This is a genomic window from Dysgonomonas sp. 25, assembly GCF_010501075.1.
Classification (GTDB): Bacteria; Bacteroidota; Bacteroidia; order Bacteroidales; family Dysgonomonadaceae; genus Dysgonomonas.
On the sequence record NZ_QVMN01000001.1, the window covers coordinates 265,841 to 283,531 of the forward strand.

Genomic DNA, 17,691 nt, shown 5'->3' on the forward strand with positions numbered 1-17,691 from the left:
TGTATTTCTGCCTCTCTCCGCTCTTATTTAAAACATTATAAGCAGCCTAATGGCTGCTTTTTTTATTCACCCCCAGTAATAAGCCTAATTACATTCGGTAATTATCGCTGCCTTTCTCGTCATGAACGATAGCATCGATGGTAGCAACAGCAGCCAGATTCACGATATCCCGCACCGATGTCTCGATGTCCGTGAAGTGAACAGGCTTGCGTAACCCGATTTGTATAGGGCCGATGCTCTCGCCTCCTTCTCCCATCTCTATCAGTACGCGGCTGACAATATTGGCTGAACTAAGGTTCGGGAATATCAGGGTGTTGACGTTCTTTCCTTTCAACTTATTGAATGGAAAGCTCTTATCGCGAAGCTCCTTGTTCAGGGCGAAGTTGACCTGCATCTCTCCGTCTATCAGTATATCCTTTTCATTCTCGTGGAAGTATTGAATAGCATCGGATATACTACGGGGGCTGCCATCACGTTCTGCACCGAAGTTAGAGAACGACAGCATAGCCATCACCGGCGTATGGTTAAAGAATTTGACGGCGTTATGCGTCAGCTTGGCAATCTCGATCAGGGTATCTTTCTCCGGCCAGCGATTTATCAGGGTGTCGGACAGGAAGTAAGTCCCTTTCTTATTCTGGATGATATGCATAGCTGCAAAATGGTTATAGCCTTCCTGCAAGCCTATCACTTCTATTGCAACCTTGGCGAAATCCTGATAATGGCTGTAGACACCCGTAATCAGGGCATCGGCATCACCCACCTCCACCATCATCATGCCGAAGTAGTTGCGGTCGTTCATCTTTTCGAATGCATCCTGAAAGCGAATACCTTCGCGGCATCGCTTCTCGGTCAGTATTTGGGCATAGCGATTGCGCCGGCGATCTTCCTTGATATTGCGATAGTTCACTATTTCGATTCCCTTGAGATCCAGTCCATTCTCTTTAGCAATAGCTTTTATGCGATCGGGCGAGCCTAAAAGTATCGGATAACAAATACCTTCGCGGTAGGAGACTATAGCCGCCTTGATCATATTAATATGGTTCCCTTCGCAGAATACAACCCGTTTAGGGTTGCTCTTAGCCATGGCAAACAGGCGGTTGATAAGTTTGGTGCTATAGCCCATCATCTCATCCAGATGGTCTTCATAGTCCCGCCAGTTGGTTATCTTCTTTCGGGCAACGCCACTCTTGACGGCAGCTTTGGCAACTGCCATCGACACACGTGTCAGCAAGCGCGGGTCTAATGGTTTAGGGATAAAGTAATCCCTGCCAAAGACCAATCGCTTCTTATTGTAAGCTACATTGACCGTATCCAGTACTTCCTCTTTGGCCAAGGATGCCAATGCATGCACGGCAGCCAATTTCATATCTTCGTTGATGCTGGTAGCCTGCACGTCCAATGCGCCACGGAATATATAAGGGAAGCCAAGTACGTTGTTGACCTGATTAGGATAATCCGAGCGGCCGGTGGCAAAAATGATGTCTCCACGGGAGGCCATAGCCTTTTCGTAGCTTATCTCGGGATTAGGGTTGGCCAGCGCAAAGACAATCGGGTTATGGTTCATTGAACGCACCATTTCTATTGTCAGTGTATCGGCTTTTGAGAGGCCTAAGAACACATCCGCGCCTGCAATTGCCTCTTCCAAAGTCTTCTTTGAGGTCGTGGCGGCAAACGCTTTTTTGACATCGCTCAAGTCTTTGCGATCAGTCGAGATAACCCCTTTGCTGTCGCACATGATGATGTTTTTCTTCTTTACTCCTAAACGGATATATAGGTTGGTACAGGCTATTGCCGAAGCGCCTGCTCCATTCACCACCAATTTGATATTCCCTATCTTTTTGCCTGCAATATCCAAGGCATTCAGCAAGGCGGCAGAGGAGATGATAGCCGTGCCATGTTGGTCGTCGTGCATGACAGGAATATCCAGTTCCTCTTTCAGGCGGCGTTCTATCTTGAAGCATTCGGGTGCTTTTATGTCTTCCAGGTTGATACCTCCGAAAGTGGGCGCTATAGCCTTGACTGCCTGAATAAACCGCTCCGGATCTTTCTCGTCTATCTCGATATCGAAGACATTGATGCCGGCATATATCTTGAATAGCAAACCTTTCCCTTCCATCACCGGCTTGCCGGCTAATGCTCCTATATCGCCCAATCCGAGCACAGCCGTACCATTGGAAATGACGGCGACAAGATTCCCCTTAGTCGTATATTTATAAGCATCCTCGGGATGCTTTTCTATCTCGAGACAGGGTTCGGCAACACCGGGCGAATAAGCCAGTGCTAAATCGGTTTGGTTACTGTACGGTTTGGTCGGTACAACCTCTATCTTACCATGAGGTTCGCGCGAATGATAGCGGAGAGCAGCTTCTTTTGTAATCTTTGGCATAGCATTACTTATTTAAAAGAGTTAAAGATAAACCCTTTTAAAGTTACGAAAAGAGTTTCGAAATAGCTGCCAATTTTATCAAATTATTTTTTCTTTTTAACCACGGAGTAATACAGAGGAAAAAGTAACAAACCTATACTTCTTTTCGACGTTTTTCATCGAGTTACTTTTCTTTCCCTCTTGTAAACTCATTGCTAATAAACTCGTCTACTTGTTTACTCGTTTACTTATTAATTACTTAACCACGAAGTACGCTAAGATTCTACACTAAGTTCGCAAAGAGTAGACATGCTTGTCATACCGAGTGAATACGAGGTATCTCTTTCACACTTTTAGGAAGAGACTTCTCACATCCGTTCGAAGTGACAATAAAAAGTAACAAACCTCTACTCATTTTCGATGTTTTTTATCGAGTTACTTTTTCTTTTTAACCACAGAGTTCCACAGAGTTTTTCACGGAGTAATACAGAGGAAAAAAGTAACATTTCTCTACTTATTTCGAGTATTTTTGACAGGTTACTTTTCTTTCCCTCTTGTAAACTCATTACTAATAAACTCGTATACTTGTCTACTCGTCTACTATTACAATTTATTATACTCCTCAATAATCTTGCGCGATTTGGCTATCGCTTCGGGAGTAAGCTCATCCCGTTCGCCCCGATCCAGCTTCTCTAATTCGCGTTTCGTTTCTTCATTAATAACTTCGATGATGAGCGGTTGGCGGGTGATGTGGTGTCGTTTTTCTTCTTTCTCGCGTTCGCGTTGTTGAGCTTCTTCGTGACGCAGGCGTTCATCTTCGCGTTTCAGTACGGCATTGATGGTGGCAGTGTCTGGTGCGTGGTCTTTTTCTTTCACTATCTTTTCTTTCAGGACGAGACGGTCGGGGTAGTGTTTGTCAGGTACGTAGACATATTTGGTCTCTACGGTTTTGTAGCCGTTCATTTTGCGGCGGGCGGCTTGACGGGCGAGGGTGACTAAACGTTCGTTGCGCTGGGATTGGGCTAATTGTATGGCTTCGCGAAAATCTTCCTTTTCATTTTTCCACTCATAAAACGTTTTGCGGTTAATCTTCATAAAACCGCAGATTTCGTTGATAGTCGATTCGCCGTCGGCGATAAGTTCGCATATTGCTTCTACTAATTGTTTGCTGTACTTTGCCATAATCTTTTTTACATAGAGATAATTGCTCTCTAAAAAAGATGTGGCTTTTTAACAAAGAGGGATGGATTTCTATATTATATCCCCCTCTTGTGGAAGGGGCGGGAGGCCTTTTTTATAATCTATAATTAATCTAATATTCCAACAATATCTCCTCCGGTATATCCGGAGTGAAATCTGTTGATATTCTCGGGCTCGACGACCTCACTTTGAAGAAGCTGCGGAAACCACTTTGCTCCAATTTAGGATATACACCTATTTTCAGGTCTATCGTATTGAAAATAATGAAATCGTTGCGCAGACGGATACCCAACCCTATACCATAATTCAGGTTCTCATTCTTGAAAAGGCTTCCCTCTTCCCTTATCCATCCCAAGTCGAAAAAAGAGTAGAACAAACACCGGAACCCGAGGAGTTCGTAATTCGAGAACATATCCGTTTCAGCCTTAAACAACAATTGCTCAACCCCTTTTCTATCCCTGCGCCAGTTTTTCATTTTCAGGCTCGTATGCTCGCCCATATAAATCCGGTCGCCAAAATACCTGTCCGGCGTCATCAGCTTCCCATAACTTAGGTTCAGGAACTGCCGCACACGTACCGTATACAACCGCATAAGCGGCGTAAAATAATGCATGTTAAATTTGAATACACTCTCAAAAGGCTTCTTTTTATCCCAGAAAGAAGAAATAGCCGAATACAGGTACAAAGTACCTTTCGTCAGGTCATTACTTCCGTAAGAAGCGCTGAACGAACCATACATGCCGTCTTTCACATCCAGGTTATAGAAGCGGCTATATCCCAGCTGCATCGAAAGATTATAACCCAAAGCAATATTCTCCGTCGTCCCGAAATTGTAAACCAAATAATCGCGTTGATACGAATTTTTGAACAAACTTAACTGCATCAGCCAGATACGGTTTCTGGCATGCTTATAGGGGAGCATAATGGTTTTTATATAATCCTGATATGCCTCATTCCTATACTCATCCATTTTGTGCTTATACCTGAACCCTACAACGATACGCTTGATGCTGTTGTCCTCCGACAAAGTGAAAGCCCTTCCTATCGTAGCCGAAAACAATTCCCGCCTGTCGGGCGTAATAGAATCCCAATTGATATATTCGGGGCGTCTGACGTTGTTTTTATAACTGATTTCGCCGAAATAATTATACCTCGGTTGCAATTTGCGGGTTAACGATGCCGAAAACTCGTGCATCTTTATCTCATCTACATAACTTATCTCCCCATCTATTTTTGTATTCGCAATATTCTCATACAGGTAATTAGCGCCAAAACCTACCTTATGGCTGTATTTGGGCGTATAAATAAAATTCGCACCCATACGGCTACCCGTTCCGGCGATATTTTTATCGAATACCTCGATATTCATCCGCGACGACGAAAGGTTGTGTATATCCACCCCGATTGTCCATTTATCGCGCGCTATTATTCTCACATCTACCATCTCATCATTTCCGGTAACAGGTTCTAATACGATACGCGCATCATTGATATAAGTCGCATCGCGCAATTCGACCTCCGAAGCAGCTATAATAGCCGGATTGACACGGTCGCCACGGCGAAACTGGATATGCTTTTTGATGGTAGATTCCCGGCTCAATACATGTGTCTTGTTGAATATTTCGGCATCCTCGTCCACCTTATCCGGGTTGCGGACATCCGTCCCGAAAGGCGCCAATACAGTGACTTCAATGTTGCGTATGATTTTATCCCTGAATGGCTCATAATCCTTAGCGATAGATTTATTCTCCTCCGCATCAAAAGAGACCTTCGGTTCCCTTACTATCAGCCGGAACAGACTTTTCGTCCAACTTTTCTTGGCGCTTTGCTCCTTGAGTGTCTGATAGGATTCGGGCAATTTCTTCGAGCGGATAGTATCTTTTGCTTCTATCGCATTTTCGGTCATAAGTATCGGAGGCTGTATCGTATCGTTCGCATATGCTTCTGCTCCTTTCAGTGATTGGGCTTGTAATACCGAAAGAAGGATAAATATAGCGATGATATGAAAACGTATTAGCTTCAAAAGATTTTTTTTGATGAAAATAACCTGTCTTCGTTTATAACGTTTATTGCGTGTGTTTAGTTATCTGCAAAAACAAATAAAAGTAAAAAACATCTGTTTATTGCGATTATTCACATTAAAATTGGTTCGGATATAGAGTTTATTTTGTAATTTTGTCGCGTTAAATAAGAGCGCTTTACTATTTTATTTATGCAAAGATCAATGAAATACAAAATGGGGGTCGACGTAGGTTCGACAACTGTAAAAATCGTCATCCTCGATGACTGCAAACACATTATATACAAAACCTATAAACGCCACAATGCCAATATCCAGCCAACATTAGTCGAAGAATTCAAGACCGTAATGGGCGAATATCCGGGTGTGCAATTCGATATATACATTTCGGGCTCGGCAGGTATGGGTATCGGCGAACGTACAGGCATCCCTTTTGTACAGGAAGTCGTATCGGCCGTTGAAGTTGTAAGACAAGTCTATAATGACGCACATACCCTTATCGATTTGGGGGGCGAAGATGCCAAAACGGTATTCTTCAGCGAAGGGCGTAATCCCGACATCCGCATGAATGGTAGCTGTGCCGGTGGTACGGGAGCGTTCATCGACCAGATGGCGAGCCTGATGTGCATCTCGGTAGAAGAATTAGGTCAAAAAGCCCTGAAATTCGATAAGATATACCCGATAGCCTCGCGCTGTGGTGTATTTGCCAAAACAGACGTACAGAACCTGATAAGCCGTAACATTCCGGTAGCCGATATATCTGCCTCCATCCTGCATGCCGTTGCCTTGCAATCGGTTACGACATTGGCTCGTGGATGCGATGTGCAACCGAAAGTGCTTTGCATCGGTGGTCCGCTGACCTTTATTCCGGCATTGCGCGATGCTTTCAAAGAGGTGTTGAAAATACAGGAATCGGATTTGATTGTTCCCGAAAACGGAGAATACTTCCCGGCTTGGGGGGCTGCATTATATACGAGCGAAGAAGATAAAACCTTCGATTTAGGTGAGTTGGTCGAGAAAATGTCTCAAACGACAACATCCAACCAGAGCGATGCGCTCGAACCACTATTCAAAGACGAACTGAAATACATAGAGTGGGGGACTAACCGCAAAATTAAGCCGCTTAGCTTCAAACCGCTCGGCGAAGAAAAAGAAATAGAATGCTTTTTGGGAATCGATTCGGGTTCGACGACTTCCAAAATTGTCATCATGGATAAAGATGCCAATATTGTCTACAAATTCTATGGAAACAATGAAGGCAACCCGCTGAAAAGAGTAAACGAAGGGTTGGCGCAATTCTTCGAGGAAGCCGAAAAGAAAGGCGTCAACGTAAAATTCCTTTCGTCGGCAGCCACAGGATATGGCGAAGACCTGATTAAATCGGCTTTAGGGCTCGATTTCGGTATCGTGGAAACAATCGCCCACATGTCGGGGGCGCAATATGTAGACCCGAATGTGTCGTTTGTATTGGACATCGGAGGACAGGATATCAAATCCATCTTCATCGCCAACGGTGTAATTTCCAATATCGAACTGAACGAAGCCTGCTCGGCAGGTTGCGGATCATTCCTGCAAAACTTCGCTTCGAATCTGGGGATGGAGCTGTCAGACTTCTCCCGCGCGGCTTGTCTGGCCAAATATCCGAGCGATTTAGGTTCGCGTTGTACGGTATTTATGAACTCGAAAGTGAAACAATCGCTTCGCGAGAATGCCGGAAATGACGACATTGCAGCCGGATTAGCCTACTCGGTAGTGAAAAACTGCCTCTTCAAAGTATTGAAAATATCCAACCTGAATATATTAGGCGACAACATTGTCGTTCAGGGAGGTACCTTCCGCAACGATGCCGTTTACCGTGCTTTGGAAATGCTTTCGGGCAAATCGGTAAGCTCTACCGACCACCCCGAACTGATGGGTGCTCTCGGTGCTGCATTGTATGCACAACGCTTGTGGAGCAAAGGACGCGCAGAAGAATCGTTCAACGGTAAGGAATCGTTGATAGATGTTACGACCATCGATACGAAAGAACTGACTTGTAAAGGTTGTACCAACCTCTGTTCGGTGCTTCGTTTCCGCTTCCAGAACGGAAATACCTGTTATGCCGGAAACAAGTGCGAAAAGGTATTCTATAATAAGAGCGTGGCGCGCAAAGAGGGTTACAACGCCTTCGACCGCAAAAACGAGATATTGTTCAACTATCCTGTCAAGGCAGAAAATATAGTCAAAGGCAAAACTATCGGTATTCCGCGTGTGCTGAATATGTTCGATAACTACCCGTTTTGGCATACATTGCTGTCGGAATGCGGATTCAATGTACGCCTTTCGCCGGAATCGACTTATCCGCTCTACCAAAGAGGGGTAGGAGGGGTGATGTCGGATAATATCTGCTTCCCTGCCAAGTTGGTGCACGGGCACATCCTGTCGCTGATAGAGCAGAAAGTAGACCGCATTTTCTATCCGATAGTGCCGAAAGAAGAAAAAGAATTCGGTGGTGCATCCAACTCGTTCAACTGCCCGGTTGTCAGTGGATATCCCGATGTTATACGCAGCTCTATCGACCCCGAGGGTCGCCACGGCATTGCTTTTGATGAGCCTGTAGTCACTTTCAGCAGCGACAAGGCGCTGTATAAAGGATGCTACAACTATCTATCGGGGCTTGGCGTTTCCAAATCTGTATTCGACAAGGCATTCAATGCTGCCCAACAAACGCGGGCTGCACTGAAAGGCAACTTATATAATTTCCAGAAAGAAATATTGGATAAGGCTGTCGAAAGTGGCGAACCGGTATTTATTGTTGCAGGACGTCCTTACCATGCCGATCCGCTGATCCACCAGAAAGTGGGGCAAATATTGTCGGATTTGGGAACGATTGTACTCACCGATGACGTTTTCCGTAAGCCGGAAAGTGAAGGCTTCGGCAAGCTGAATATTATCTCGCAATGGTCGTATCCGAACCGTGTGGTACAGTCGGCGATGGAAATTGCCAAACTACCGCAGAATGTGCAGTTGGTACAACTAAACTCTTTCGGTTGCGGTCCCGACTCGTTCTTTATGGACGAAACACGCGACATACTGAAAGCGGCTAATAAGAATATTACGGTTATCCGTATCGACGAAATTGCCAGTCCGGGCTCTATCCGCCTGCGTTTGCGCTCGTTGGTAGAATCGCTGAAAGCTGCTAAACCGGCTGAAAAGCAAGGCGAACAATATCAGGGATATACTGTCCCATACAAAATAGCAAAAGACAAAGACAAAACGATATTAGTGCCTTGGCTGGCCGACTTCCTGAACCCGTTTGCACCTGCTTTGGGCGAATTGCTGGGGGTGAAGGTGGCTAACTTGCCTAAATCGAATAAACTATCTGCCGACCTCGGGTTGATGTATGGTAACAACGAAGTGTGTTATCCGTCTACGCTGGTGTTGGGAGATATCATAAGCGCTTTGCAATCGGGCAATTACGACGTGCAGGACATTGTCCTTGCCATCACGCAGACCGGCGGTCAATGCCGTGCAACGAACTATATCGCGCAGATAAAGAGCGGTCTGATAAACGCCGGATTCAATGATATACCCGTTATTGCCTTGAGTTCGGGCGATACTTTCCAGAATGGCGAAAGCGAATTCAAAATGGAATGGAAACGCCTGTCTAAGATTGCTGTTCCGTTGGTACTCTACGGAGATGGTTTGCAACAGATGCACAGTGCCATTTCGGTGCGCGAGAAGAAAGCCGGTTCATCACTTTCGGTGTTCGATTTCTATATCGAACGCGGTATAGATGCTGTCCGCGCCAATGACCCGAAAACCTTAATGCGCCTGTTGAAGGAGGCTGTCGCTGATTTCAACAATGTGCCTATCTACGATAAAGAGTATGCTAAAGTAGGGTTGATAGGGGAAATATTTGTGAAGTATAATAACTATGCACAAGCAAATATTACTGAATGGTTGCGTTCGAAGAATGTGGAAGTTTCTACACCGCCTTTGCTCGATTTCTTGTTGCAATTCTTTGTGAATAAGAAAACGAATGTGGCAAACGGCTTGCAAGACCAAACCATATTCGAGAGAATGATGACCAAAACCATCTGGCAATATGTCAACCGCAAGGTGAAAAAGGTGGATAAGATAATGAGCAAGTTCAAATATTTCGAACATTCCGAATCTATCTTTGCTAAAGCCGAAGCGGCATCCGAAATAGTGAACTTGGCTAACCAGTTCGGCGAAGGGTGGCTGATACCGGGCGAAATAGCTCACTACGCACGCAAAGGGGTAAACAAAGTGGTTTGTATACAGCCGTTCGGTTGTATCGCCAATCACGTGATTGCCAAAGGAGTAGAGAAACGCATCAAGGAGTTATATCCGAATATGAGTATCCTCTATCTCGATATCGACGGTGGTGTGGCGGAAGTCAACCTTCAGAACCGCTTGCACTTTATGATGTAAAAAGATAAAATTCAACTATAGACGGAAGCACCTTTATAATGAAGGTGCTTTCTTGTTTACTTGTCCCGGTTTCATCGTTATAATCGGGCTTTTTTATTATCTTTGCTTTAGATATTTAGTATTGTACCAGACATGAATCAACGATATCCTTCCGCCTTATTAGAAAACGCTGTCGAAGAATTTTCGAAACTTCCCGGCATCGGGCGTAAAACAGCTCTCCGGCTTATTCTGCATATGTTAAGGCAGGATAGTTCGGCCATCCACAATTTTGCCAATGCCATCACCACCCTCAAGGATGAAGTCAAGTATTGCCGCATGTGCCACAATATTTGCGACGACGATACTTGCTCTATCTGCAACGATTTGTCGCGCGATAAGACGACGCTCTGTGTGGTGGAGAATATAAAGGAAGTGATGGCGATAGAGAATACGATGCAATATCGCGGGGTGTATCATGTACTCGGAGGCATTATTTCGCCGATAGACGGGATAGGCCCTTCTGACCTCGAAATCGAAAGCCTTGTGGAGCGCGTATCGCAAGGAGAAGTGAAAGAAGTTATCCTTGCCCTTAGCACGACTATGGAAGGCGATACGACCAACTTATACATTTATAAGAAACTGAGCGGTTTCGATGTCAATGTCTCTATTATCGCTCGCGGCATCTCTATCGGCGACGAAATAGAATACGCCGACGAAGTTACACTCGGCCGTTCCATTCTGAACCGTACACCGTTCAACGAATCTTTCAGGCTTTAAAAATCGAATATGAAAGAAAAGAAAATATATAAACGATTATCCATCTTCTTTTGGCTGAATATCGTACTATTAGGCGGATTCTTCCTGTTCATCCTCCAACAGAAAGGGGAAAATTTCGGGAATATCCCTTCTAATGTTGCCCTCGAGCGTTGGGCGATTATTATTACCATTGCCGCTATTCCGTTCGCGCTGAAAGTGTTCCATTCCCTGCTGAAAAAGCTTAAAGCAGGAGAAGCCGCACACTTCCACAACAAATATGTATGGCTATATACGGCGCGCATACTCATCCTCGATATGGTAGCGTTGCTGAATATCATCGCTTTCGAAATATATGAGTCTAACAATTTCATCTATTTAACAATAGTTATTATATTTGCAATGATGTTTTGTTACCCAAACCGGAATGAGTTAACCTATTCGACTGATATTCCGGACAACACATCGGATGTTCCGGTTGACGAAATGGGCGAAAGTACGACTCAGGAACAACAAAATGAAGACGCGAAAGACAATATAAACCCATAAAAGATAAAGACGCATGGTTATTGCTGTAGATTTTGACGGAACAATTGTAGAACACGCATATCCCCAAATAGGACGTCCTATTCCGTTTGCAATAGAAACACTGTTGCAATTGCAGAAAGAAGGACATACCTTATTGCTCTGGTCGGTTCGCGAGGGCGATCTGTTGCAGGAAGCTGTCGACTATTGTGCAGGCAAAGGGCTGGTATTTTATGCAGCCAATTGCAACTATCCCGAAGAAGACCGTTCTACGGCAGCCCGGAAGCTGAATGCCGACCTCTTTATCGACGACCGTAATCTGGGTGGGCTACCCGAATGGGGAATGATATACAATCTCATTAAGGGAGCCGAAAATGGCTTGACATCATACGAACAAATGATGATGTTGAATGATGACAGGCCTCACGGACGACGAAAAAAGAATTTTTTTATCCGTTTAGGCGAAATGTTCGAAAAAGGATATTAACTTCGTTAACATATAAATATTAAAATTAATAGGCGGGTGGTATGCTATTAAGTAATTCATACATAAAATTGCGCGCTCTGGAGCCGGATGATCTGGATATGCTCTACCAATGGGAGAACACATCTGCGCACTGGCTGCATGGCAATACCTTAGCACCATACTCGCGATTTGCACTGAAGAAATACATCACCGAAACGCAATTGACTGATATATACGAGAGTAAGCAATTGCGGCTGATGATAGAACTGACCGACAACAATCTCAATATCACTATAGGAATTATCGATTTATATGACTTGGATGTGCGCAATAACCGCGCCGGAGTGGGCATCTTGATAGACGAGAAATACCGCAACCGGGGCTATGCCACCCAATCATTGGATTTGATAAAAGATTATGCATTCAACTTTCTTGGGCTTTATCAGCTATATGCCTTTATCTCCGTAAAGAATAAATATAGCTTACAACTATTTGAGAATGCAGGATACAAACATGCAGGAATCCTAAAAAACTGGATACTGAAAAACGACATCTACGAAGATGTTCAGATTCTTCAGCTTTTAAAAGAGAGGGAGTTATGAACGAAGAAATTAAGAGGGCATTTAATATACTGGTATCAGGGGGGATTATTCTCTATCCTACTGATACGATATGGGGCATAGGGTGTGATGCAACCAACGAAAAAGCAATTAACCAAATCTATGAGTTAAAAAAACGTGTAGACTCAAAAGCGCTTATTACCTTACTCGACAGTCCGGCTAAATTGAACTACTATTTGCACGAAGTTCCCGATATAGCATGGGATTTGATAGAACTGGCCGATAAGCCGCTGACCATTATTTATGACGATGCACGCAATGTTGCTTCGAATCTGATAGCCGAAGACGGTAGTCTTGCTATCCGTATCACACAAGAAACTTTTTCCAAAACCTTATGCCAACGTTTCCGCAAGCCGATAGTATCCACATCGGCCAATATCAGCGGGCAACCATCGCCAACGAACTTCGCCGACATAAGCGAAGAAATCAAAAACGGCGTGGACTATATCGTCAATTTCCGCCAAGACGAAAAGACAAATCCCAAACCTTCCAGTATTATTAAATTAGGCAAATCAGGGCAGATTAGAATTATAAGAGAATAACCGAACGAGAACTGAAAGACAATGAACCAAAGTGGACATCATGCACTATTTAAGAAACAATATAGTGCAGCTGAAAGATTGTATTCGGAATACACCGAAAACCCAGGTAAGTATTCGGGTACAAAGGCGCGCGAATTGTTAATGCGGATAGAAGACCATTACAGCAAGGCCAAAATGTCGGCCGAGGAACTCAACGACCGTTACAACGTTTTGCTGATGGATATGAAGAGGGCGCAAATCTATGCTCTGAAAGGCGATACACAAATGGCGCGTAGCTTATTCAACCATGTCATCCGCGATGCGGGGCGCATGGATGCCGAAGCACTGCATCTGGTGTTGGAGAGCCATTTATTCCAGATTTACACATTCGATAGCGAAATGGACAGGAAAGCAATCCGTCAGAAGTGCAATATCGCCCTGCAGATAGGAGCCGAATATTTAGACCGGTCTATTAACAAATACCACCGCATTATCTATGCTCATGCCGAGATTGAGAAGTATCTCGGGCTGATGGAAGAGGAAGAAGATCACCGCAAGAAAATGTATGCCCATTACCTGCGCGCATACGAGCTATATAATAAGCTTATGTCGAAAATGCCGGAGATGTATACCATGGGCTTTGCCAGTATTGTCGAGCGATTGACAAACTATTATGTACACAAAGTAAGGAATTACCCGCAGGCTGTTATTCTCTACGAACATCTGGAGCGTTTGGGCGAAACTTATATATACCGCTTCAAAGAAGATGAAAATAAGATTATTCATTGTTTGTCTATTGCCGGCGACGGTTTCTATCTGTTAGGAGAGACATATTCGCGCCTGAACAAAGCGAAAAAGTCTGCCAAGCTATTCGAGAGCGCTGCCCGGGTGTATGCCCATTTGGCGAGATATTCGCCGCAATACCGTAAAAAAGCGGTAGAGATGCAGCGGACGATGGGATATGCCTATCTCGAAGCCGACAAAACGAAGCAGGCATACGAAGCGTTTGAACAGGCAGCCGAGGTGTACAAAGAGATAGACATCGAGGAGGCTGTCAGCCCCGATTATGAAAAGACAGCCGATTTGCACCTGCAACTGGGTAAATATTATATAACGAAAAACAGCTTCCACAAGGCTATCCGTTCGTTCGAGACAATATGCGAATCCGGCAAAACAGCCATGGACAAATATCCGGATGAAATAAAGCCTAAAACAGTATATGCCACGGGATTGCATCATATGGGGTGTGTATATGGGCTGATTAAAAAGCATAAGGAGCAGAAACGGTATCTGGAGAGGGCGCTTGCCATACGTCAATCGTTGCTTCGCTCTGCACCCGAGAATATCGATTTCAGATTTAGCTGGGCCGAAACGGTTCAGGAGCTTGCAAATCTGTATATGCACCAAAAGCATTACAACAGAGCCTTGAGGCATTATAACGCTATACTCGAAGACAGAAAACGCTTCACCGAAGAGGATCTGATAGCAAATGGAGGCGCTCTGTTGGAGCTTTACACTAATATAGGCGCGTTGCATACGAAAAAGATGCTGTTGGCCTCAAATAAGAGCCAGAAGGTGATTGATTATTATACACTTGCCTATCAGTTAGTCCGCAAGTTGTATGACAAAATCCCGAGAATCTATCAAAAGCCTTTAGCCGAAATAAATGCTAAGTTGGGAGAACATTATTACAAAATGAAGGAATATATAAAAGCGCGCGAGCACTTGGCTTCGTCGTCACAACTGTACCGCAAATTCGATAGGGCAGTAGACCGCCCGACATGGAACGAGATGATGAGCCTTTTGTCCTTGCAGGTGCAGTTTGAATGTAAGGTGAGCAAAGACTTAGATATCGCTTCGGAGATATTGGATTATATGAATAATTCGTACGAAAAAACACCGGAATCGTGGAAAGAGGAGATAAAAGATTTGCGGTATAAAATAGATGTGTTAACTTCGGATATTGAAAAATTGAGAATTAACATATAAAAGACTATTATGGATGCTTATGCCGATAAGATATTTGAAAATGAGGGTTTTGCAGAACAAAAAATAGAACATGCAGAGTACGAAAACTGCACATTCTCTAAGTGCGATTTCACCAATACCTCATTTTCGCTATGCACTTTCATCGACTGCACTTTTGTCCATTGCAATCTGGCAATGACCAAACTGGTGCAATCTACGATGAATAATGTAGCTTTCGAATCGTGCAAGATAATGGGAGTGAATTTCGGGCATTGCCACGACTTTATATTCGAGGTGAGTTTCAAGGATTGCCTGCTGGATTACACTTCGTTCGAAAAGAGGAAAATGTTAAAGACCTCATTTGTTAAATCCTCTCTCAAAGGTGTCGATTTTGGCTTGGCAGACCTCAAACAATCGGTATTCATAGATTGTGACCTGAACGAAGCTATTTTCTACAACACCAATTTGCAGGAAGTCGATTTTCGGCAGGCATACAACTACATCATCAACCCGAATGAGAACAATATCAAGAAAGCCCGCTTTTCGCGCGAAAGCCTCGCAGGATTGCTGACGCAATATAATATCGTTATAGAGTGATAGTCTCCGTATGTGTCAACAATCTGACTTTTTCTGTAGCAAATAGACGGATTTATCACTATCTTTGTATATCTCTGTCGATTTAGTTTATCTATATTTGTTTAGGAAGGTAACACTGAGTTTCATAGAGAAAAGTAACGCGATAAAAATGCTCAAAACAAGTAGAGGTTTGTTACTTTTCTACAATTGACTGAAAATAAAGGACTAACAAAATGAATACATTTGGAAATATTTTTCGTCTTACATCTTTTGGCGAGTCTCACGGAGCCGCTATCGGGGGAGTGATAGACGGTTGTCCGGCGGGAATAAAAGTTGATATGGAGTTTATCCAGAACGAACTGAATCGTCGCCGTCCGGGGCAGTCTGCTATTACTACACCACGCAAAGAACCGGACGAAGTAGAATTCCTGTCGGGCATTTACGAAGGATATACGACAGGTGTTTCCATCGGATTCATTGTCCGCAATACCAATCAGCATTCCTCCGACTACGACAATCTGAAGGACGTTTACCGCCCTTCGCATGCCGATTACACCTATCAGCAAAAGTATGGAATCCGCGACCATCGGGGTGGGGGGCGCTCGTCTGCCCGCGAAACAATAGCCCGCTGTGTGGCAGGAGCTATTGCCAAGTTAGCGCTGCAACAGCTGAATATTTCCGTCACCGCTTATACATCGCAAGTAGGTGCTATCCAATTAGATAACGATTATACCCGATACGACCTCTCTAAAATCGAGGCTACCCCTGTCCGCTGTCCGGATATGAAAAAAGCCGATGAGATGATTGAGCTTATCAAAGAAGTCAAATCCAAAGGCGATACCATCGGGGGAGTTGTCACTTGCATCATTCAGGGAACTCCTACCGGTTTGGGCGAACCCGTATTCGGCAAGCTACATGCCGCATTAGGCAGTGCCATGTTGAGCATCAATGCCGTGAAAGGATTTGAATATGGCGACGGCTTCGATGTAAGCCATCGCGGCTCGGAAGTCAATGACGTCTTCTACAACGATAACGGCAAAATCAGTACCCGTACCAATCATTCGGGGGGAATACAAGGCGGAATATCAAACGGACAGGACATCTATTTCAGGGTAGCATTCAAGCCTGTAGCCACCATATTGATGAACCAACAAACAGTAAATAAAGAAGGGGAGGATGTCGAACTGAAAGCCCGTGGACGTCACGATGCCTGCGTTCTTCCGCGTGCTGTGCCTATTGTGGAGGCTATGGCGGCAATGACTATTCTGGACTATTATCTGTTGAACAAGACTAAAGGAATGTAAGACTGGAGCAATATTTAGATGATTGAGATTTTGGCCATAGTAATTTCTATTTTAGCTTTATTTTTTTCCTTATTGAAAGACTTTATTCTTCCTCTAATTAAGAAGCCAAAGCTAAAGTTCGATTATGAAAATAAAGAGCCTTTCCGAAGATTTACACTTCCACAAAATCATGGAAAATCTTGCTTCTTAAGGATAAGGTTGAAAAATGTAGGGAAAAGACCTGCTATTAATTGTCGCTGTCAAATTCTAAAAATAAAAAAAGGTAAAAACAACTATGGAGATTATGTAGGTTTTCCTATAAGATGGGCCTGCCGACCAGAAAAAGATGTTATTTCAGCGGATAGGGAACGTTTGAATATTGGTCAGGGAGAAAGTGAATTTTTAGATATTGTTACAGCGAGTTCTTGTAATGAAGAAATCTATTTGTGCCAATATCATAAAGAAAATATTGGTATCTCAGATAAACTTGAACCTGGTAAATATGAAATATTCATAATTATAAGTGGTGATAATTTTCAACCTTATATACTATCTTTTCATATTGAAAAAACAGCCAAAATAAACCCAGATGGATTAAATGGTAAAAAACTTACTTTAATGGAAGGTAAATCCCGTAATGAATTATTGAAATAAACTCCTCTTTATCTGTTCTTTTGTAGCCCTTTCACCAAATGTTTGATAGCCAGAACAGGGCTTTTATATAACATGCGGGGGCCCGCATAGCGCATTACTTCGCGGATTCTATCCCGCATTTGAGGCGAGTAACAATGTACCGGGCATTTCTGGCAGGTAGGCTTATCTTCTCCGAACTTGCAAGAGGCAACCCGTTTCAATGCATACTTTCTGAGCTCTTCGCAATCGGCACACAATGCTTTTGTAGAGCCATGCTTAGCAGCGCAATAGATGTATATCATCTTGGCTACAGTCTTTTGTTCGGTTCTGTTCATTGTCAAACAA

The 17,691-nt window shown here is 43.8% G+C and carries 14 protein-coding genes; 10 read left to right on the forward strand and 4 right to left on the reverse strand.

All coding sequences use genetic code 11. The features are described 5' to 3' along the window. Window positions 1–88 precede the first annotated feature (88 nt). From D0T66_RS01170 to D0T66_RS01180, 3 genes are all read right to left on the reverse strand, one after another. Window positions 89–2,386 carry an NADP-dependent malic enzyme gene (locus D0T66_RS01170; protein ID WP_163355177.1) on the reverse strand — a complete coding sequence of 766 codons (2,298 nt, stop codon included), beginning with the start codon at window positions 2,384–2,386 and terminating at the stop codon, window positions 89–91. 582 nt (window positions 2,387–2,968) lie between these two features. Further along, entirely contained in the window at window positions 2,969–3,547 is a 579-nt protein-coding gene (locus tag D0T66_RS01175) for a hypothetical protein (protein ID WP_163355178.1), read from the reverse strand. A 130-nt stretch (window positions 3,548–3,677) separates the two neighbouring features. Then, a complete protein-coding gene (locus tag D0T66_RS01180; RefSeq protein WP_163355179.1) occupies window positions 3,678–5,588 on the reverse strand; it encodes a hypothetical protein in 1,911 nt (636 codons plus the stop codon). Window positions 5,589–5,789: 201 nt separating this feature from the next. Between D0T66_RS01180 and D0T66_RS01185 the strand changes: the two genes are divergently transcribed. The 10 genes from D0T66_RS01185 (at window position 5,790) to D0T66_RS01230 (ending at window position 17,367) form a co-directional block, all read left to right on the forward strand. Continuing rightward, on the forward strand, window positions 5,790–10,022 hold the full coding sequence (locus tag D0T66_RS01185; protein WP_255489671.1) for an acyl-CoA dehydratase activase: 4,233 nt from the start codon (window positions 5,790–5,792) through the stop codon (window positions 10,020–10,022). Between the two features lie 132 nt (window positions 10,023–10,154). Continuing rightward, entirely contained in the window at window positions 10,155–10,778 is a 624-nt protein-coding gene (gene recR / locus D0T66_RS01190; protein WP_163355181.1) for a recombination mediator RecR, read from the forward strand. 9 nt (window positions 10,779–10,787) lie between these two features. Beyond that, on the forward strand, window positions 10,788–11,303 hold the full coding sequence (locus D0T66_RS01195; RefSeq protein ID WP_163355182.1) for a hypothetical protein: 516 nt from the start codon (window positions 10,788–10,790) through the stop codon (window positions 11,301–11,303). 13 nt (window positions 11,304–11,316) lie between these two features. After that, window positions 11,317–11,766, forward strand: coding sequence for a BT0820 family HAD-type phosphatase (locus tag D0T66_RS01200; RefSeq protein WP_163355183.1), 450 nt, complete (start codon window positions 11,317–11,319; stop codon window positions 11,764–11,766). Window positions 11,767–11,807: 41 nt separating this feature from the next. Next, window positions 11,808–12,347, forward strand: coding sequence for a GNAT family N-acetyltransferase (locus D0T66_RS01205; RefSeq protein ID WP_163355184.1), 540 nt, complete (start codon window positions 11,808–11,810; stop codon window positions 12,345–12,347). Next, a complete protein-coding gene (locus D0T66_RS01210) occupies window positions 12,344–12,907 on the forward strand; it encodes an L-threonylcarbamoyladenylate synthase (protein WP_163355185.1) in 564 nt (187 codons plus the stop codon). Before D0T66_RS01205 ends, D0T66_RS01210 begins: the two co-directional genes overlap by 4 nt. Window positions 12,908–12,928: 21 nt before the next feature. Next, on the forward strand, window positions 12,929–14,875 hold the full coding sequence (locus D0T66_RS01215) for a lipopolysaccharide assembly protein LapB (RefSeq protein WP_163355186.1): 1,947 nt from the start codon (window positions 12,929–12,931) through the stop codon (window positions 14,873–14,875). Between the two features lie 9 nt (window positions 14,876–14,884). Then, complete coding sequence (locus tag D0T66_RS01220) at window positions 14,885–15,451, forward strand: pentapeptide repeat-containing protein (RefSeq protein WP_163355187.1); 567 nt, start codon at window positions 14,885–14,887, stop codon at window positions 15,449–15,451. 212 nt (window positions 15,452–15,663) lie between these two features. After that, window positions 15,664–16,734, forward strand: a complete 1,071-nt coding sequence (aroC, locus tag D0T66_RS01225) for a chorismate synthase (RefSeq protein ID WP_163355188.1) — start codon at window positions 15,664–15,666, stop codon at window positions 16,732–16,734. Between the two features lie 18 nt (window positions 16,735–16,752). Then, a complete protein-coding gene (locus D0T66_RS01230; RefSeq protein ID WP_163355189.1) occupies window positions 16,753–17,367 on the forward strand; it encodes a hypothetical protein in 615 nt (204 codons plus the stop codon). A gap of 8 nt (window positions 17,368–17,375) precedes the next feature. Here the strand turns inward: D0T66_RS01230 and D0T66_RS01235 are convergent, their stop codons facing one another. Continuing rightward, a complete protein-coding gene (locus tag D0T66_RS01235; RefSeq protein ID WP_163355190.1) occupies window positions 17,376–17,681 on the reverse strand; it encodes a nitrous oxide-stimulated promoter family protein in 306 nt (101 codons plus the stop codon). Window positions 17,682–17,691 lie beyond the last annotated feature (10 nt).